Source organism: Paraburkholderia sp. RL17-381-BIF-C (assembly GCF_046026435.1).
Lineage (GTDB): Bacteria > Pseudomonadota > Gammaproteobacteria > Burkholderiales > Burkholderiaceae > Paraburkholderia.
The window spans coordinates 110,043-127,963 of sequence record NZ_JARESX010000008.1 but is presented as its reverse complement, the minus strand read 5'-3'; the positions used below and the strand labels follow the sequence as shown (position 1 = coordinate 127,963).

General features: G+C 57.2%; 17 protein-coding genes. 5 read left to right on the top strand and 12 right to left on the bottom strand.

Features of this window, described 5'->3' with window-relative positions:
* Window positions 1-2 precede the first annotated feature (2 nt).
* The 4 genes from P0D70_RS08205 (at window position 3) to P0D70_RS08190 (ending at window position 6,080) form a co-directional block, all read left to right on the top strand.
* A complete protein-coding gene (locus P0D70_RS08205) occupies window positions 3-458 on the top strand; it encodes a hypothetical protein (RefSeq protein WP_408184037.1) in 456 nt (151 codons plus the stop codon).
* A gap of 65 nt (window positions 459-523) precedes the next feature.
* The gene (locus P0D70_RS08200) at window positions 524-811 is read left to right on the top strand and encodes a PAAR domain-containing protein (protein WP_408184036.1); all 288 of its coding nucleotides are present in this window, start codon (window positions 524-526) and stop codon (window positions 809-811) included.
* Window positions 812-1,061: 250 nt separating this feature from the next.
* A complete protein-coding gene (locus tag P0D70_RS08195; protein ID WP_408184035.1) occupies window positions 1,062-3,746 on the top strand; it encodes a type VI secretion system Vgr family protein in 2,685 nt (894 codons plus the stop codon).
* Window positions 3,747-3,818: 72 nt separating this feature from the next.
* Window positions 3,819-6,080, top strand: a complete 2,262-nt coding sequence (locus tag P0D70_RS08190; RefSeq protein ID WP_408184034.1) for a hypothetical protein — start codon at window positions 3,819-3,821, stop codon at window positions 6,078-6,080.
* Between the two features lie 11 nt (window positions 6,081-6,091).
* Here P0D70_RS08190 and P0D70_RS08185 read toward each other — a convergent pair whose 3' ends face one another.
* The 6 genes from P0D70_RS08185 to prs all read right to left on the bottom strand — a co-directional run bounded on the left by P0D70_RS08185 (window position 6,092) and on the right by prs (window position 11,597).
* Window positions 6,092-7,018, bottom strand: coding sequence for a formylglycine-generating enzyme family protein (locus P0D70_RS08185; protein ID WP_408184033.1), 927 nt, complete (start codon window positions 7,016-7,018; stop codon window positions 6,092-6,094).
* A gap of 204 nt (window positions 7,019-7,222) precedes the next feature.
* A complete protein-coding gene (locus P0D70_RS08180; protein WP_408184032.1) occupies window positions 7,223-7,987 on the bottom strand; it encodes a formylglycine-generating enzyme family protein in 765 nt (254 codons plus the stop codon).
* 9 nt (window positions 7,988-7,996) lie between these two features.
* Complete coding sequence (locus P0D70_RS08175; RefSeq protein WP_408184031.1) at window positions 7,997-8,152, bottom strand: hypothetical protein; 156 nt, start codon at window positions 8,150-8,152, stop codon at window positions 7,997-7,999.
* An 88-nt stretch (window positions 8,153-8,240) separates the two neighbouring features.
* The gene (locus P0D70_RS08170; protein WP_408184030.1) at window positions 8,241-8,957 is read right to left on the bottom strand and encodes a hypothetical protein; all 717 of its coding nucleotides are present in this window, start codon (window positions 8,955-8,957) and stop codon (window positions 8,241-8,243) included.
* An 86-nt stretch (window positions 8,958-9,043) separates the two neighbouring features.
* Window positions 9,044-10,759, bottom strand: a complete 1,716-nt coding sequence (locus P0D70_RS08165) for a nicotinate phosphoribosyltransferase (RefSeq protein ID WP_408184029.1) — start codon at window positions 10,757-10,759, stop codon at window positions 9,044-9,046.
* 22 nt (window positions 10,760-10,781) lie between these two features.
* Window positions 10,782-11,597, bottom strand: coding sequence for a ribose-phosphate diphosphokinase (gene prs / locus P0D70_RS08160; RefSeq protein ID WP_408184028.1), 816 nt, complete (start codon window positions 11,595-11,597; stop codon window positions 10,782-10,784).
* Window positions 11,598-11,719: 122 nt separating this feature from the next.
* On the opposite strand from prs, the gene P0D70_RS08155 reads away from it, so the two are divergent.
* On the top strand, window positions 11,720-12,427 hold the full coding sequence (locus P0D70_RS08155) for an NUDIX hydrolase (protein WP_307248418.1): 708 nt from the start codon (window positions 11,720-11,722) through the stop codon (window positions 12,425-12,427).
* 214 nt (window positions 12,428-12,641) lie between these two features.
* Here the strand turns inward: P0D70_RS08155 and P0D70_RS08150 are convergent, their stop codons facing one another.
* The 6 genes from P0D70_RS08150 to P0D70_RS08125 form a co-directional block, all read right to left on the bottom strand.
* Window positions 12,642-13,298, bottom strand: coding sequence for a hypothetical protein (locus P0D70_RS08150; RefSeq protein WP_408184027.1), 657 nt, complete (start codon window positions 13,296-13,298; stop codon window positions 12,642-12,644).
* Between the two features lie 219 nt (window positions 13,299-13,517).
* Window positions 13,518-13,991, bottom strand: coding sequence for a GNAT family N-acetyltransferase (locus tag P0D70_RS08145; protein ID WP_307248423.1), 474 nt, complete (start codon window positions 13,989-13,991; stop codon window positions 13,518-13,520).
* 367 nt (window positions 13,992-14,358) lie between these two features.
* Complete coding sequence (locus P0D70_RS08140) at window positions 14,359-14,931, bottom strand: GNAT family N-acetyltransferase (protein WP_307248426.1); 573 nt, start codon at window positions 14,929-14,931, stop codon at window positions 14,359-14,361.
* Window positions 14,932-15,096: 165 nt separating this feature from the next.
* Window positions 15,097-15,489, bottom strand: a complete 393-nt coding sequence (locus P0D70_RS08135) for a hypothetical protein (protein ID WP_408184026.1) — start codon at window positions 15,487-15,489, stop codon at window positions 15,097-15,099.
* 437 nt (window positions 15,490-15,926) lie between these two features.
* A complete protein-coding gene (locus P0D70_RS08130; RefSeq protein WP_408184025.1) occupies window positions 15,927-16,523 on the bottom strand; it encodes a hypothetical protein in 597 nt (198 codons plus the stop codon).
* Between the two features lie 64 nt (window positions 16,524-16,587).
* A protein-coding gene (locus tag P0D70_RS08125; protein WP_408184062.1) for an IS3 family transposase occupies window positions 16,588-17,786 on the bottom strand; the annotation gives its coding sequence in 2 pieces (ribosomal slippage) (window positions 16,588-17,471 and window positions 17,471-17,786; 1,200 coding nt in all).
* Window positions 17,787-17,921 lie beyond the last annotated feature (135 nt).

Sequence of the window (17,921 nt, the reverse complement as noted above, 5' to 3'; positions counted from 1 at the left end):
GGATGGCCACGTTTGATTTCTCAACGGGCACGTTGAGCATTGATGAGTCGACAAGCCTCTTTCGCGGCAGACCGTCGACTGAGGAATTGCCATTGACTGCTGCAAAGGAACTGGCGAAGTACGGCGACTGGGAAAATTATGGCATCGCGAATGTGGAGGTTTGGGGAAAGACCTTCGGTGTGACGGCCCGATATTGCAAGCAAAGGCTCGCAATGGTCGACCTCGTTTGGCTGGACGGCGTGGCGAAAAAGATCGACTGGTCGGCGACTGAGGATGATCTTGTGAAGGAAAAGAAGCAGCTGTCAAAGTTGATCGCATTCGAAGCGCAATCGCCTTGTGTGTCTTCCACGATGGGCGCGGACACATTCGTCTTCAATTGGGGAACGCTTACTGTGCACGCCGACCCGCGCTCGATGATTGTGACGACAAGCGTCGCGTACACAGAAGAGAAAGCGTAGGCGGCCGACGTGACGACCCACCAAACAGGGTTGAGTGCGCGAAAATTTCAAGCCTCGGAAGAATCATGAAACGATATTTGATTTTGAACGGCGACAAGACAACAGCCAATGGCGTCGTTCAGGCAGTCCCCACCTCTATTCAATTGAGCGATAACGACGTCGCTCACGAGGGCGATCCAGTGGCGTGCCCGGCTTGCAATACAAGCGGGAAAATCCAGTGTGACGGGCCACGCCAGGTTATGACCGCGCCAGACGGAAGGCATGCCGCGTTAAGTGACGATCTATGCATTTGCGGCTGCCATCCGCCGCCGCGGCTGGTGTCCTCGCAGCAGATGATGTTTGTCGATGCCTAACCAGAGACCCATTCCTCTGTCGCTGGCTTAATCCGCGACGGGCGAGATACCCCAAAAAAAACCAAGAATCTTTGCTGCTGCATTTATCGGCATGCGTGTTGTTTTTACCGAACCCATGTGCGCGTCAAATCAAGGCGAAACAAATTCCGATTTAACATTTGTTTTTGAATATGTGATTGCTGTAAACGTCTGATCTTTTGTATTATCGCGCGATAGCGCGGGGGCGCAAATTGCATAAATAAGAGGCGGTATGGGCGCGCAAGACATTATCGCGGCAATAAAAGGCGGCTTGTTGCAAAACGACCGCCTGCTTAAACTGGACACGCCATTGGGTGCTAATGTCCTTATGCCACAAAGGTTGGTGGGGCATTCCCGGCTCGGCCGCGATTACGAATTCACGCTGGACGCCGTTTCCACGAATGACAGCATCGAACTTAAGACGCTGATTGCCCAGGCAGTCACACTCTGGATCCAGCAAACCGACCAGTCCTACGCCCCGCACCACGGTTATGTCCATACCGCTCGCCGTTTAGGCTCCGATAGCGCGATAACCAGTTATCAGATCGGTTTTGTCTCCTGGATGCATTTTCTGCGCTTCAGAAAAGATGCACGTATCTGGCAGGATAAACCGGCCGATGAAATTCTCACCGATGTATTCAATATGCATCCGCAAGCGCAGGGCGCATTCCGCTTTGCACTGCGCAATGCATTGCCGCAGCGTTCGTTCTGCGTGCAGTATGAGGACGACTGGAATTTCTGTCAGCGCCTGATGGAAACGGAAGGCCTGTTCGGCTATTTCGAGCAGGCCACTGACGGCAAGTCGCACACGCTGGTTATCACGAACGATATCGGCAGCCTGCAGCCGCTGTCGCCGCAGACGGTGGATTTCTACCGCTCCGGCACGAACAGCGAGACGGACGCCTTCGTCCAATGGAGTGGCACGCGTACGCTGCAGTGCACGACGCTTACCACACGCACGTTCGACTACAAGGCGCCGTCATCGTCTGCGAACCCGAAGGGCACGACGATCCCGACGCTGACCACGCAAGGAAATCTGCCGCAGCAGGCCGAGGTGTATGAGTACACCGGCGCGTACACGTACGGCAAACAGGATCGTGGCGACCAGCTCGCGAAGATCCGGATGGAGGAGTGGGAGTCGCGCGCGAAGCGCTTCCATGGCGTAGGTGCGGTACGCAGGATCGACACCGGCCGCTGGTTCGAATTGCAGAACCATCCCGACCACAGCACGGGTAGCCAGCAGGACCAGCAGTTCGCGGTGATCGCCGTGAACTGGGTCGTAGAAAACAATCTGCCGGTCTCAGCCGGTACGACGGACTTCCCGCACAGCCTGAACCAGACAATTGCCGCGGCCCGGGCACAGCACGCGAACGATCCAACGTTGCTCGTCAAGGCAGTAGACGGCAGCGAAGGCTTCTTCATGGCCGCCGTCGAAGCGCAGCGCAAAGCCATCCCGTTCCGCAGTCCGTTCGAGCATCACAAGCCCGAAATGAACATGCAGACTGCGACCGTGGTTGGGCCGCAGAACGAAGAGGTCTTCACGGACTCGTTGAACCGGGTCAAAGTTCAGATGCACTGGGACCGCCTGAATCCGGGCGACGAGAACGCCTCATGCTGGATGCGCGTATCCCAATCGAATGCCGGTGGCGGACACGGCGGTGTGCACGTACCGCGTATCGGTGAAGAGGTGATCGTCTCGTTCCTTGATGGCGACTGCGACAAACCGATCATTACCGGGCGCGTCTATAACGGCGCGAAGACACCGGACTGGCATTCAAACGGCATCCTGTCCGGCTACAAGTCGAAGGAGTACCAGGGTAGCGGCTATAACCAGATGGTGATGGACGATGCCACCGGCCAGAACCGTGTGCAGATGTACAGCAGCAGCGCGAACTCGCAGCTTCATCTGGGGTATCTCATCGCGCAGACGGGCAATTCGCGCGGTGCGTACCTAGGTAGTGGTTTCGATCTGAAGTCGGACGCATACGGGGCGATCCGTGCGGCACAAGGCATGTACGTGTCAACGCATCCGACCACGGGCACGTCGAGCCAACCTCTGGACGTCCGCGACGCGAGCAGTCAGTTGGTCAATTCCGAAAGCGTGCTCGAGTCGCTTAGCCAGGCAAGCGAAACCCATCAGGCAGAAAGCCTGAAAGATGGCTACGACTCATTGAAGTCCTTCACGGATGCTACGCAAAACAGCGTCACAGGCGCCGCAGGCAGCGGCGGCAACACAGCCGGCGGCGGTACTGGCAGCGCGAACGCGTTCAAAGAGCCGATCATGTTGTTCGCGACCCCCGCAGGCATCGCAATGTCGACGCAGAAGTCAGCGCAGATCGCAGCGGGCCAGCACGTCAACCTCGTGAGCGGCCAGAGCACGCACATTGCGACCGGCAAATCGCTACTGGCCAGTGTCGGCGAAAAGATCAGTCTGTTCGTGCAGAACGCGGGCATGAAGTTGTTCGCTGCCAAAGGCAAAGTCGAAATCCAGGCCCAGTCTGACAACATTGAAGTCACCGCTCAAAAAAGCCTGAAGCTGCTATCGGCGACGGAGAAAGTCGAGGTGGTCGCGAAACAGGACATTCTTTTGACGAGTGGTGGCGCCTACATCCGGATTAAAGACGGAAACATCGAAATCCACGCGCCGGGAAAAATCGATATCAAGGGCAGCAGCCACTCTTTCGCCGGCCCGACTAGTCTTTCGAGCAAACCACCGGCACTCCCATCCGGCGAAGGCCCCTACAACGAGCAGTTCAAGATTCACGACAAACACACCGGCGACCCCGCGCCCTACGTGCGTTACCGCGTCGAGACTGCGGAAGGCAAAGTGTTCGAGGGCATGACTGATGAACAAGGCCTGACCTCGCGCATCATGACAAGCGCGCCAAGCGCGCTGAAAGTTTTCCTCGACACCTGACTCTGGCCGAAGAGCACGCGCGCGTCCTATGGATGCGCCTATTCATTTGCCCATTCAAGCAGACCGACATCCATGAATGCTCCGAGCACAAGCCACGCACCCGATGGCAACGGCACCACCAACACGACACCCGACAGTCTCGTGCATGTGCCGCACGATCCGGCGCCGATGCTCTACTTCCGGCCCGAGACCGGCGAATTCATTCTCGTGCCGGCGGAGGACGTCAGCGGTCTGCAAAGCGAATGCAATCTGCTGCATGACCGCGTCGACAAATTTCACAAGGCCAATGAAAAGCTCGATGAGGTGCTGAAGGCATACGCTGAGGACGTGCAGAACCACATGTCCGATCCGCGTGCCGGGGAGTCGCACAAGGCTGCCGTCGACGATGCGCTCAAAGAGCGCGAAACTGCGCACAAGGCGCTAAAAAAAGAACTGGAGCCACTCAGTAAGTTAGATAGCAAAGACCTCACCATGGTCGAGCTGATCCCTATTCATATCGATGGCGATGGAAAAAAATCGGTCAAATTCGCCAAGTACAAGCTTCACTACGTACGATCGAACAAGATCAAGCCGGGTTGGCATAAATTCGGTCCGACCGCCTTCGAGGACATGAAAGGCCGCAAGGAAGAAAAAGAAACGGGCGCGAAGAGCTTCATCAAGAAGAACGCGAACGGCAAATACAAGATCGACGTCGACAAGCTGAAGGAAGGGGTGTTGATCAGCCGCGAGAGCAGCATTAAGTCGCAGTTGTACGAAAAGACCAAGGTGTCCTCCGAGATCGTCGAGAAGCACGTGACCGGGACGCTTTTCGCGTGGGCGGAAGAGTGGAACAAGGATCTCACCTACAGCGCCGGCGCGGAAGAGCCGGTTGAGCGCGGCGAGGGTGGCGAGGGCGAGAAGAAAGAGACGGAAAAACCCAAGCAGACCGCCTTCGGCAACAACGTCAGCATCGAAGCAAAAGCGCAGTTGATGCGGTATCTGGCCGGCGCGGGACTGGATACCGAGTGGGCGCCGCAAAAGGGTCGTGTGGCCATCAAGGCATCGGCGCAGGCTGAATTCGCCATTGCCGAGGGCAAGGTTTCCGGTGCCTTCTATTATCCGGACATCGCCGGCTGGATGTGGAGCCTGGACGGTGATGACGGCAAACCGTACCCACTCGGCGCAGTCCGATTCAAAGGCGAGCTCGGGCTGTCAGGGATGGTCGGTGCGAGCGTGGTCGCACAATTGGGTGTTGTGGTCGACTATCGCGACGAAAAGCGCAAGGACCTTGGCCTGTATGGCGCCGCAGTGGACAACCCGACCACCAAGCAACGCGAAATCAAGGTGGGCGGCAAGCCGGTCGATCCAAGCGCGAATGCTGACCTCGACGTGTTTGCCGGTGCACGTGCGGACTTGTCGCTTGAAGGAGCGCTCGAGTGGATGGAGCCCGCAAAGACGGGTCCCAGTGGTAAATACAAACCATTCGCCAAGGTGGGCGATACGGTCACTGCGATGGCGGGCGCCGGCCTTACCTGCATGCTTGACGTTAGCTACGCGGCAGGCCGTTTCAGAATCAAGGCGAAGGCCGGACTATGCCTGGGCGTAGGAGCGAAAGGCGACATCGAGGTTTCGATCGACGCGTTGCGCATCGCCGAATTTGTCAAATGGTTCTTCTACCAGCTTTATCACGCGGACTTCCAGCGGCTGAAGTTCGTCGACGAGGTTGCGTTCGACGCCTTCTCGCACATCCAGGTCATGGTGATTCAGGGATACCAGAATCTGGCTGACACAGTGGGTCAGGAAGTGCTAGAAATTAACCAGGCGTTCTCGGCCCTCGTTGCCGAGTATGAGAAGGAGGCAGCGCGCGTCGAACTGATGAACCGTGTGCTGAGCAATCCATGGATGCTCCAATACGCAACGCCGGAGGCGAAGGGCATGATGATCTATCAGCTGACTCGCCACTGGTACGCAACCGACGGCGTCGATATGGCCAACCACACTTATGGCCGTTGGTACGGACGGCGTAAGGACGCCGTCAAACAGATCCTCAAGTGGTCCCATACCCGGCACGATCTCGATAACGTCGTCCAGCATATCGATCCGCAGGGGGACACGGGCAATACCGTTCAACGGCGAGCGGACCTGCGCAGGTTTCTCGCGATGTCGCTGACCGCCGCCCCGGCAACCGACGCAAAGGAAATTGACGACTACTACAACAGCCTGACCGCGATGCTCAAAGTCAAGCCGACACCGGGCTACGCCGTTGCTCAGGTCGACTCCCACGACTATGCATTTCAGGCTGCTGCGGGCACCCACCCGTTCTACCAGAACATGCCGGATGTGCGGGTGGCGTAACGCCTCGTTGCTTAGAGCGGACCGGCCTTCTGCACGGCGCAGCGGAAGGTCAGGTTCACGGCTGTGGGCCCTAGCGTTCGTCCACTCTTTAGCTTGACGACGTATCCTTGCGGCGGTGCGTTATATCGGTAAACCGTCATGGCGGTCTCCTGGTTATCGCCTTCCGCACCGCGAATGACCTTCATCGTTCCGCTGGCCGGACCGGTCGGATTTTTTTCGGGTGAATGTTCGTAGTAGTCGGGCGAGAACCAGTCGTTGACCCAATCCCTACCGTCTAGTCCTATGTCGTAAAGGCCCAGTGAATTCGGCGGATATTTGCCGACCGGATATAGGTACTGGGAAACCGTAGCGGGCGGCGTGTACTTGTGCTTGATCGTATCGATAGAAGGCAGGTTACGATCCGATTCGTACTTGCTGTTATCCGTGCCGAAGATGACAGGTTTGCCCCCGGAGCGCGCCGCATATTCCCATTGCGCTTCAGTGGGTAGGTCGATAGGTAGGCCGCTTTGCTTGCCAAGCCACTCGCAGTAGTCCTTTGCCATCTGCCAAGGTACGCCCGCGGGATTGCCGGCAACCTTATAGGGTTGGTCGGCTTTGTCTTGCGGCCAGGACGGTTTGCCGGTATCGGTCGTATAGACATCGAAGTCTGCGTAGGTGACCTTGTACTTGCCGATCGAAAAACTATCTAGCGTCACCGGATGAGCAGGTTTGTTTTCCTGCTGCGACGTAAAAGGGAGTTTCTCCGGCGTCACTTGCGGACCGAAGTCTCCCATCGTGAAGGTTCCGCCCTTCACGAAAACCATATCGGCAAGCGATTTTTTAACGAGCGCTTTGACTTCGGGCGATTGGCCGGTTTGGCTGCATGCAGGAAGGCAGAAAGCAAGTGCGGCCAACGGGATCGCTCCGAGGATGGAGCATTTCGTGAAAGACAAATGCATGCAATAAATCTCCGGACTGGTGGCAAACAGATTATAGGTTCGATCTTGCGGTTTCCGACGTTTGCAATTGCAACCAGTTATATAAGAGGCAGGGCAAAGACAGATATACACGGCGCGATCGCTATACCGTCGCCCAGCGTATTGATCCACGAAGAGCCACGGCAATAAACTGGCCGTACAGTGGATGGTCTCAAGTTTTCCCGCTTAGAGAGGATCAACCCTCTGCGCCGCGCAACGGAAGGTGTAGATCATAAAGAATGACGGTATGGTCTTTCCTCCTTTTTCGGGAATCAGATGTCCCGCTGGCTCCGTACCGTAGCGATACATCGTCATTGCGGTTTCATCGTTGCCGCCTTCGGCTCCGCGGATCACCTTCTTCGTACCCGACGCAGGCCCTTGGGGATTTTTCGCCGGTGAGTTCGCGTAGTAATCGGCACTGAACCAGTCGTTCACCCAGTCACGTCCGTCAAATCCCATATCGAACAGCCCGAGCGGATTTGCCGGATATTTGCCGACCGGATACAGAAACATCTGGACAAGTCCAACGTTCGGAGCAAGTTTATCTGCGATCGTGTCTCCGCTGGGGAAGTTACGATCGGCCTCGTATTTCCCGTTGTCAGTTGCAAAGACAACGGGCTTGCCACCTGAGCGGGCAGCATATTCCCACTGCGCTTCGGTGGGCAGATCGATGGGTAAGTCGCTCTCTTTGCCCAACCATTGACAGTAATCCTTCGCCATTTGCCACGGCACACCGACGGGATGGGTCGGAACTCTGTACGAGCGCGGTATTTTGTCCTGTGGCCACGAAGGCTTTCCCGTAGCAGCTGTGTAAATGTCGAAGTCGGCGTATGTGACCTTGTACTTGCCGATGGAAAAGCCATCAAGCGTTACCTGATGGGCCGGCTTATTTTCATCCTGCGACGTGTAGGGTAGCTTCTCCGGTGATGCCTCTGGGCCGAAATCCCCCATCTTGAACGTTCAGCCCTTCACGAAGACCATATCGGCCAGCGATTTTTTAACGAGCGCTTTGACTTCGGGCGATTGGCCGGTTTGGCTGCATGCAGGAAGGCAGAAAGCAAGTGCGGCCAACGGGATCGCTCCGAGGATGGAGCATTTCGTGAAAGACAAATGCATGCAATAAATCTCCGGACTGATCGCAAACAGACTATAAGTTCGATCTAGCGGTTACCGACACAGCGATGAGTTGCGCGCATTCCGATCCCTATGTGTGTCCAAAAAACGCGGCCAACGCGGCAGCCGATGGGTCGTGCGACGGAATGCCGACGCCCGAAGCGCAGCGGCTGTCGTAGTCGATACGAATGCCCCGGACCTTCGCAATCGCTGTCACGACTCGCGTGTTGAAGCCGCTGAGGCTGAGCTGCCGTCCGTCGACCAGTGAAAAATCGGTGAAAATTGTGCCGCGACCGGCCACCGTGCAGGCGATCCCAGACAGAGCGCTTATCGGATAGGTGTCCGCGTGCACCGAGAAAAACGTCTTCTGCACGATGGCGACGGGGGTGACGATCGTATAAGTATTCATGCCCGGTACGGCAAGCACGAACAGTGCGAGCGTCACACCTGATAAACGAAGAGACAGCAAACGCCAACTCCAAGCCGGCCTCGCCCCGGCCACCGTGTGCCGCTTTCGTTTCGTACGCTTGCGGTATTGTTCCACTGAGTTGGCAAGCAATGACGGAACGACCAGCATATAAAAGAACACCAGTACATTATTCGGCCAGACGTTGATGATGCTGTTTGAATCCAGCCGGATGTAGCGGCCCGCGGGAACGTGGATAAACATCAACCCGCCGAGCCAGCGAAGTACTTCGAGCACCGCCCACATTGACGTCAGGAACGCACCGACCGCCCCAAAGGCCAACACCGCGAAAATCACGGTCTTCAGACGGCTTTTCCAACTTGAAGCGGTGGCTTGCCGCATGACAGGGGCTCGCTATCGGTGACTTTTTCACGGCTGCTTCTGCCTGGTAACTGCCGATGCGCACAATGTCGGCGCGACGGCCCACATTAATCCCAATCGATCGAGCCGGGGGCCGGGCAGGCCCACGACGCTCTAAGCCGGTCGCGGATCTCGGCCAGAGATTGGCGTACCAGAAGCTCGCCGTTGCGAAAGACCGGGACTAGCGCACCACCTTCGGCCTGTTCGACCGTCTGCTGTTCGTAAAGCACAAAGCGCTCGCCCTCCCTCTCGACGCGCAACAACCCCTTGGCCGATTTCTTGGTGCCGTCGTCGGTGGCCGGATCCTTGTAGATGGCTACCGATTCTCCACCGACTTCCGCGTAAATCGCCTTCATCGCATAGCCGAACGTATCGCGCGAGAGCATGTTGTACGTATAGGAACCGATGCCCAGCACGAAGTTGCATGACGCGAATTTTTTCGCTGCGAGCCGTCGCATGATGAGGACTGCGCGCTTGAGTGTCAGGCTATCGCCATAAATCAGTCCGACGTGCGAATCGAGAACCTTGTATCCCTTTTCTGTCGTGGTGCCGCCGTAAATATCCCAGAGGCACTCCACCGCGCCCTTGCGTTCGGCTTCGGTGACGTAAAGGCCGACTTCGTCGCGAACCTCGTAACGTCCGTCGGCGAGCACTGCCGGCATGCCGTCCGGACCGCAACGCAGTTCGTCGTCCGTGTAGCCTGTCAGGATCTTCACGGGGTCGCCCGAGTCCGGACGGAATACCACCTTGCACATCCCGAGGGCATTCGGTTTGCGCGCGAGGATGTCGTCTTTCAACTCCTTCGCTATGACGGTCATCACATTCCAGAAGTCGAAGGTGTCCGAGACGATCGACACCATACCTTCCGGATAATCGTGCGAAACAAACTCGCGGATCACCTCGCGTTCAGCGAGCCGCCGCAGGGCCTTGGGCTCCATGTCGACATTTGCCGCTTCACGCGCCAGACGCTGCTGGGTAAGCAGGATGCGCAGAGCCATCACACTGTGCTCCGAAGCGGGAATCGAGCCGCCCACAATTTCCTTGTCAGCGTCGGCACCATAAAAGTCTTCGGCATAGTCGATCGCCGGAATCGTGTCGGTGCCGAGGAACGACAGCAGGTGACCGGCGCCGCAACGCATTGCGTCGTGCACGCCGCTCATGCCACGCATTGAGAAGTCGTGCCCCTGCCAGTCGACGAACTCTTCTGGCGCTCCGGTCAGCTTTGCAAAGTATGTGAGGAGCTTGCGGAACTCGAAAGCGACGGTTGCGACAGTCGATGGCTTCCAGACCTCACAACTGAACAGCGTCTCGAAGTACGTCGCCACCCACGGGAAATCCTCGTGGGTGTTGCTGAAGAGCACCGGCGGAACCTTGATGTCGACGCGCGAGCCTTCCGGCAGTGAGCGGATTTCGAGCGGGAGGTAGCCAAGCTCGTGCAGCGCTTCGAGGTGATCCGCCGGTACAACTCCCGGACCCAGCGCCGAATCCATGCGACGCTTGAACTTGCGCACGGCTTGCGCCTTCGAAGTGGCGAAAAAATCCCTGGTGAAAAGGTCAATCAGGTATTCAACGATGAAGCCCTGCAGTCCGAACCAGACGACCTTGTTGTCAAACAGTTGCGGGAGCACCGGCGCGTACTTGGCCGAACGGGGCGTAAAATTCGCCACGAGTTTTGTGGTCTCGCGCGGGTACATGAATGGGTGGCCGGTCTTGTAAAAGTCGGCGAGGCAAAATGGAACGAGTTTATTCTTCTCGAGCGTTTCGGTGCGATCAGGTGCGTTCATTTGAATTCTCCAGGAGGCGGTGTCAGACCACTTCGCAGCGGGTATCGCTGGTCCAGTTGTTTCGCGTAAATATCGTCTGGTAGTGCTCGGCGAGCGGACCGAGCCCCTTGCTGAAAATGCCGTGAGTCACGTAGAGATACAGCGACCGGTCGATGTCTTGTTCCGACTGCCGTGTCCTGAGCGCCATTGCCAGTTCGGTGAAGGTGCGGCCTCCGTCGCAGATGTCGTCAACCACCAGCAGCGCGCAGTCTGGCAGGTCGGACGCGATCTGTGTGCCTGTGATGGCGCCTGTATGGGTATTGCGAATCTTTTCGGCGAACACCGCTTCCACATTGAGTGCGCTCGCGAGCTTGATGACCCGTTTCCGTGCGCCGGCGTCCGGTGCTACGAGTGCGACGTTTCCGAGTCGCTCCACGACGTGGCGCAAGGCCGGCACCGGATCCTCGATCTCGACCCTATCGAGCAGGGCGGAGACGACATCGCTATGCGGATCCTGGATCACGACACGCTCAAAACCCTGCGCATTGATGAGTTGGCAGAAGACCTTGGCGCTCAGCGCCTCGCCCCCGTTGGCCACGCGGTCCTGACGGGCATAAGGAACATAGGGCATGTGGAGCGAGATGGGCTTGCCGGGGTAACCGCGGCGCAGCGCATCGGTGACCATCAGTAGGGCCATGACGGTGTTCGAATCCGGCACGTGCGCGTGCACATGCAACTCGTCTGCCTGCGCGCCTAATCCGACCGTTACGTGAACTTCGCCGCCCGGAAACTGCAGCGTCTTGAGTTCAAGTGGCAGGCGGCGGTCCTCGGCGCGGGATACGGCGAAAATCTGGATCACGATTAGATTCCTCACTTCGTCGAGTTTTTCGACTAATGGCGTGCAGTATAACCTTAGTTAGTTGAGAAATTCAACTAAGTATGTAAAAATAATATTTAACGTTTACCGACAGGAGTTTCAGCATGTCCGACACCTACCCGAAGCCAGATGTCAGCGTGGACGTCGTGCTGTTGACGCTTGTCGAAGGCAAGCTGCACGTCGCGCTTCACGTCCGTACCAAACGGCCGGATAAAGGCGCGCTTGCACTTCCGGGCGGACAGGTGCACATCGACGACGAGCAGGAGGTCGACCTGGAGGCGACGGCGTACCGCGTGTTGCGCGAGAAGGTGGGGCTTGTACCACGGTACCTTGAGCAACTACGCACGTTTTCCGGCCGCGAGCGGGATCCGGCGCGTGGCTTCACGGTCTCCATTTCTCATGTGGCGCTCATACCCTACGAGGAACTGAAAGCCGTCGGCGATGGCGTCTTTCACTTCTATAGCGTTGACGATCTGCCGAAGCTCGCGTTCGACCACGCCGCGCAGGTCGCGGAGGCCGTCCAGCGGCTCAGGAACAAGGCCAGTTACTCCACACTTCCCTGCTGGCTTCTACCCGAAGCCTTTACGCTGACGCAGCTTCAGGTGGTCTACGAACAGATTTTCGGCGAGACCGTGAAGCGCGGAACGTTTCGCTCGCGACTAGGAATCAAGGTGCAGGATGTCCGCCCCGGCGAAGCTGTTGATGAAGCTGAGATCCTGGTTGCAACCGACCAGTTTCAGGGCGGCAAACAGCGTCCCGCCCGGCTTTTCAAGGTCGACCGGCTAAGCTTGTTCAGACGGGCGTTCTGGTAGGTAATCACGCGAGGGTGGTGTATGGCCCGACTTGAGAAGTTGACGCGAGTCATGGATGGACCGCTTCACCGTAAGCAATGGGCCAGTGTCCATAGATGGTGGGTCACAACCTCACGCGCATCAGCAGAGGTCGATACTCTCCACCCATTCCCTTTCTGAGTAACCAAACGGAGGGTACGAAAGTGCAGCGGCCGCCCGGTAGCACTCACCGACTTCAAACATCACTAAACTGACGCGCTGTCAACGTCGTGCCCAAAAAGTTGGCCACGTTCGTCATGACGCTGAGAAGTTCAAACGCGACTTCGGCCGTCCATTGCGTGGCAAATACGAAGTTTTCGGCTTGGACGTTGTGAAGCCACGCCCTGGATGCCTGCTCGTCGCGCAACACGCAAACGGCCCATAACTGGAAATATCCCGAGGAGCGTGCGGGCATGGCTGTTTCGAGGGCGAAACCGAGAAGAGACGCCCTGTGAAATCGAAAACTCTCGTCATGCCACCGGAAGCCAACCCACTCGGCGTCGCGCGAGCGAAACGCGAAGAAGTGTGCATCGTCGTCGGTCGGGGGCACCCATTGCCCTGAGCCGAAAGTGGCAAACTCGGCATCGTTCGTCATCGAGGCTGGCGAACCTGAGCGCCCAACTTCGATATCGGTTATTGAGCCGAACACCTTCTTCAATCCCACAAACATTTCGCCATTGAGACGTCCACCGAGGGCTCGCTCTTCATCCCTTGGGGCTGCGTTGATGCACGGGCGCAGTCCGATATGTTCGAAGACTGCCTCGTTACCCACCAAACCATAAAGACGGTTGTCATCAACGGAGTCGCCGGCATGGCGCTTTCCGAGCGGATAAGGCAAATCTTCGGCCGGCATGCGTCTGTCCGTGGTTCGGGCGGGCGGCCGATCTTGCGACACGATTGGATTGGGGCTCATTCGTTAATTTTCTCGGCGATTGGTTGGGTTGCAAACTGCAGCGCTCGCCAGCAGAAGCAGCAGTGCATCGCGCAGCTACATCCGAGTGCGTTCCCGACTATGACCATTCAACCTAGCGGTTTTGCCAACTGCGGGCGGCAGCAGCCGGCGCGAGACAAGCTACGCTGGCGCAGTGCACTTGGTCATCGGCACGCAAGCCAATTCCAGTCCGCGCGACGTTCGGTAGGTCGAAATCGATTCCCCTGACCAGCCGCAATAGCGATAAAACGGTGCCGCGTTCAGCGTGGCATCAAGCCGAATCGAGGCAATTCCATGATAGCAAGCCAACGCTTCAAGTGACTGCAGCATCTTGCGTCCAATACCGTGTCCCATGTGAGACGGCCGGACGAAGATGGCGTCCACTTGCCCGATTGCGACGGTAAGCATCCCTGTGCCGACGACCAGTTCGTCATCGACGGCGACGTAAAAGTCGCGTTCGACAACGCTGGCCCATTTGTCGGTCGGCGAGCCATCAACCCACGCTAATAGGGATGCTTCCGGATAATATTTAGCGCACGCAGTAAGAACCGAAGCCTTGCGGATATCCCACGCGTCGAGCACATCGCCACTGCTAGCCTTCCGTATAGTCAACATGTCGTGCTCGTCGGCGCGAACTGCCAGGTCGAGGCATCGATAAGACTCAGAACATCGGAAACGCTTTCTCTGTCGTGCATGCAATCACTCCTATCTGTGCCAATACAAACGGAGCGATCGAAAAGAAACGGCCCCGTCATTTCTAGCGGGGCCGCTGAGGAAATCTATGTGCGATGTATGAACGTCACAATTCCCGCGACTCGCCAGTGGCGGTCATGGTGCACATCAAGAAGTTGCGCGCGTCGTAGTTCATGACCGCAGGTTGCCGTTCTTGACCGTAGCTGTCAATAGCGACTTGGAAATTGTCACCGATTCAGGCAGTCGCCACGAGCGGCTAAAATTGGCCGAACAGGATGCGACAGGCTCCTCAGTTGTCTAGCTTGATGCGAAAACGAAGAGTTTCAGCGAATCCGTAGGCGGCTGTCTTTTTGAACCGTTCGATCAGGACGCCACTGCATGCTGCGATTACCCGCTGTGAGGCTATATTTTCGGGATCAACCGTTAGCTCGACGTAGGACAAGCCTTGTAGCCTCGCTTCGCCCAACATGAAGTTGAGCGCCTGCCTGGCGTAGCCGTTGCCTCTCTTCCATGGCACGACTGAGAAGCCGATGTGTCCGAGTACATGCGGCGGCAATTCGGCGGTTCTAGCCTGCCAACGAAATCCGATTGCGCCGCTAACGTCTCCGTCCCAAATCCATCGGACAATGCTTGGCAGACGGGCGACGGTCGATCCGTCGGGCAAAGTAATCCGGCCGCCCGATGCAGTCGGATCATCGAGGCCGTCAACAAATTCCTCCGGGTTCACTTCGATAGCATGCAACTGCTCGCGCGCAGCGACCTCTTTACGAACGTTGTCCGGTAACCATCCCGCCTCAAGGGCCGAAACGTAACTTGGCAACAATGCAGCCGTGGGCTTCAAGAGTTTAATTTCGGTCATCATATTGTTCGTGTCAGGAGCAACGGTTGTGAACAGTCTACGAGTGTCGAGTGTCTTAAATTGGCCGCACGCTGCTTGATGCGCTTTGGCTCAACCCGACCCACTAGGACTTTCGGCTTTCCACAAAACGGACGTTCTATCGCCGGATTCTTGTGACCGTCTCCATGGCTAGGGTGTCGACAAAATTGCGCGTTGCACGTTTGGATCGAAGTGGTTCCGATACCAATCAATCATTCCTCGCATAAACGGTTCGGCCGGTGGCGTATCTCCGGAGCCGATCAACTCTGCACACGCAGCGGCTACTGCGGTAAGAATCCGCGCCGCGTCCGGAACGTAAGGTAGGTCGAAGCCGTTATCATGACGCGCCCGGATTACTTCGTAGCGAGCATTCTCGGGCAACGTCCACGCACTAATCAGGAAATCCTGCACGCTCACTGGTTGCCCGTTTATCTGGACAGAACGATTGCGGTGCTCTTCCGCATAGCCAGCCTGCTCCAATCGCTCGCAGCTATCAATAGCAGCATTTAAAATTTCACGAATTAATCGCCAATCAGTTTTCATTTCGCCTCTTTGCAGTAGCTTCGATGAAACGTACCAAGCGTCAGATCATTAGGACGAGTGCTCAACGATTGTCGCCGATTGAAGACGCCGAGTCGAATGCCTGTTATTGGGCCGGTCAGAGCCTGATGCAACGGGCAAAGGCCGATCCGAAGAATCGCACAGGATCACGCCGAAGGCGGCCATTCTTGCTGTCCATTCTCCCGTTGCGACGGTAAGCGACATATCAAGACCGAGTGCTTCCACGTTTTCACAAGGCATCGGCCGCATGTTGGCTTTAGTCTATGCGGTCCGTCTTCAGAAAAAAGAAGCCTTCGAATAGCGGCGGCTGACATATCGTTTCAAGGTCTAATGCTTCGCCAACATCATTCATTAACGCTTCGTCGGGAGGCGAACGCGGTGACGGCCCTGCGGCGGAACCGGTCAAAGTGGCTACGCCGTCAAGGACGAAAGAGCAACCACGCCACCACTCTGAAACAAAGCCAGTTGCTGAGCATGGCGCAGATGGGGACGATTGGTAACGCTTTGCCATGCACGCCGCAGGCGAATAGTCCGACCGTAGTTCCGATCATTGCGACGAGCGGGAACAGGAACAGACAGACTCCCCGGGCAGCGCTCGCAACGTTCAACGTCGCAAGGATCCCGGCCCGATCCATAAACAATTCTCCCCTGCGCTCGATGCATCCGGCATAGGCCGCCCCCACAAAAAAGAAACACACCGCGAGCCCCCTACCGATCCAGTGATCAGGGGTCATCGGTGGAGGCGGGCTGACACCGCGAAAACCACCACCGATCGCCGTGGTCAGAAATGGTTCAAGGGAACCTAGAAGAAGGAAAACGCTCATCGCCGAGAAAATCACGTAGCCAAACCAGCCGTAGTTAATCCTGGCAAAAAGAATGTTTCCGAATTCGCGGTACGGTCCCATGAAATCCTTTTTCCTCCCTACAGCAATTGCAGCGACATACGGGCCAGAGATTGGAGCAATTCCACTGACACCTCTGATGGTCCGAATGGCAAAGAAAAAATCGACGATCAACCTACGAATCTTCAGATCCTGGTCAATTGGAGTTGACCCTGTAACTCAGGACACTCGGACACCGTTACGTTGATGATGCAGCGGTTCGCCGGAACTCCCGGGGGGAACGGTACTTCAGTGCCTTATGCGGGTGGCGTTCGTTGTAATGTTCAAAGGCGCCGGCCAGATGCGAGAGCGCTGTTGGCACATCAGGCTTGTGCATAAAGGCAATGTAATCGTGCTTGATTGTCTTCACGAACGACTCGGCCATGCCGTTACTCTGCGGCGAACGAACGGGTGTAGTCAACGGCTCCAGACCCAGCTCGCGAGCGAAACTGCGCGTGCGATGGTCGATGTAGGCAGAGCCGTTGTCCGACAGCCATTCGATGGGTGCGCCTGCCTGCGTCGTGCCGAAGCGTTGCTCGACCGCTGCGAGCATCACATCACGCACGACGTCGCCGCTATGACCGCCAGTAGTCGCTGCCCAACTGATAGCTTCCCGGTCATGGCAGTCCAGCGCAAACGTCACGCGCAACGGCGAGCCATCGTCACAACGGAACTCGAAGCCGTCCGAGCACCAGCGGACGTTACTCTGGTCAACGGCAATGCGTCCGTCATGCCGGCGGGTATCGCGACGTTGGCCAAGGCGCCGAAGCAGCAACTGATGGTCGCGCATGACGCGATAGACCCGCTTGGCGTTCACGCACGGCGCACCAGTCATTTCGTGACTACGTCGCAGCAGTGCCCAGACTCGCCGGTATCCATAAGTCGGCAAGCCCGCCACATGCTCGTGGATTGCAGCGACCAGCTCCGTGTCGTCGGTCTGTCGGGCGCGGCGGCCGTCCTGCCAGTCCGGGGAGCGGGCTTTTCTGACTGCCAAAGCAGAGCGCGCCACGCCGAGAACATCGCAGACCGTTTTCATTGGTCGTCCCCGGGCAGTAAGGGCGAGCGCGCAATCCAGTTTTTTGAGCGGCCATACTCGACTGCTTCCTTCAGGATTTCCGCCTCCTGCGTCTTCTTGCCAAGCAGACGCTGCAGCTCCCTGATTTCCTTCATCGCCGTGGCTAACTGCGAGGCGGGCACCACGGCTTCTCCAGCCTTCACCGCAGCCAGGCTGCCTTCCTCGTATTGCTTGCGCCACGCAAACACCTGGTTTGGGTTGACCCCGTGTCGACGGGCAACCGCTGAAACCGTTGCTCCCGGCTCCAGGGTTTCCTGCACGATGGCCACTTTCTCCTGGACCGAACGTCGACGACGGCGCTCCGGCTCGGTCAGAACTTCAATGCTTTCCACGATTTGCCTAGGCTTGAAACTAGTCACAAGATTCCCTCTTATTTTAAGGGGTGTCTCGTGTCCTGAGAATCAAGGGGCTACTCCATCAATCGAGAGACGAACTCTAGATTGAGTATTATCGGCGAT

Bases quoted from the DNA above. Each gene is read 5' to 3' on its own strand.
- P0D70_RS08190 (WP_408184034.1), top strand. From the start codon at position 3,819: ATGAATGCTCCGAGCACAAGCCACGCACCCGATGGCAACGGCACCACC.
- P0D70_RS08195 (WP_408184035.1), top strand. From the start codon at position 1,062: ATGGGCGCGCAAGACATTATCGCGGCAATAAAAGGCGGCTTGTTGCAA.
- P0D70_RS08155 (WP_307248418.1), top strand. From the start codon at position 11,720: ATGTCCGACACCTACCCGAAGCCAGATGTCAGCGTGGACGTCGTGCTG.
- P0D70_RS08175 (WP_408184031.1), bottom strand. From the start codon at position 8,152: ATGCATTTGTCTTTCACGAAATGCTCCATCCTCGGAGCGATCCCGTTG.
- P0D70_RS08135 (WP_408184026.1), bottom strand. From the start codon at position 15,489: ATGAAAACTGATTGGCGATTAATTCGTGAAATTTTAAATGCTGCTATT.
- P0D70_RS08170 (WP_408184030.1), bottom strand. From the start codon at position 8,957: ATGCGGCAAGCCACCGCTTCAAGTTGGAAAAGCCGTCTGAAGACCGTG.
- P0D70_RS08200 (WP_408184036.1), top strand. From the start codon at position 524: ATGAAACGATATTTGATTTTGAACGGCGACAAGACAACAGCCAATGGC.
- P0D70_RS08150 (WP_408184027.1), bottom strand. From the start codon at position 13,298: ATGCCGGCCGAAGATTTGCCTTATCCGCTCGGAAAGCGCCATGCCGGC.
- P0D70_RS08140 (WP_307248426.1), bottom strand. From the start codon at position 14,931: ATGATGACCGAAATTAAACTCTTGAAGCCCACGGCTGCATTGTTGCCA.
- P0D70_RS08165 (WP_408184029.1), bottom strand. From the start codon at position 10,759: ATGAACGCACCTGATCGCACCGAAACGCTCGAGAAGAATAAACTCGTT.
- P0D70_RS08145 (WP_307248423.1), bottom strand. From the start codon at position 13,991: ATGTTGACTATACGGAAGGCTAGCAGTGGCGATGTGCTCGACGCGTGG.
- P0D70_RS08185 (WP_408184033.1), bottom strand. From the start codon at position 7,018: ATGCATTTGTCTTTCACGAAATGCTCCATCCTCGGAGCGATCCCGTTG.
- P0D70_RS08205 (WP_408184037.1), top strand. From the start codon at position 3: ATGGCCACGTTTGATTTCTCAACGGGCACGTTGAGCATTGATGAGTCG.
- P0D70_RS08180 (WP_408184032.1), bottom strand. From the start codon at position 7,987: ATGGGGGATTTCGGCCCAGAGGCATCACCGGAGAAGCTACCCTACACG.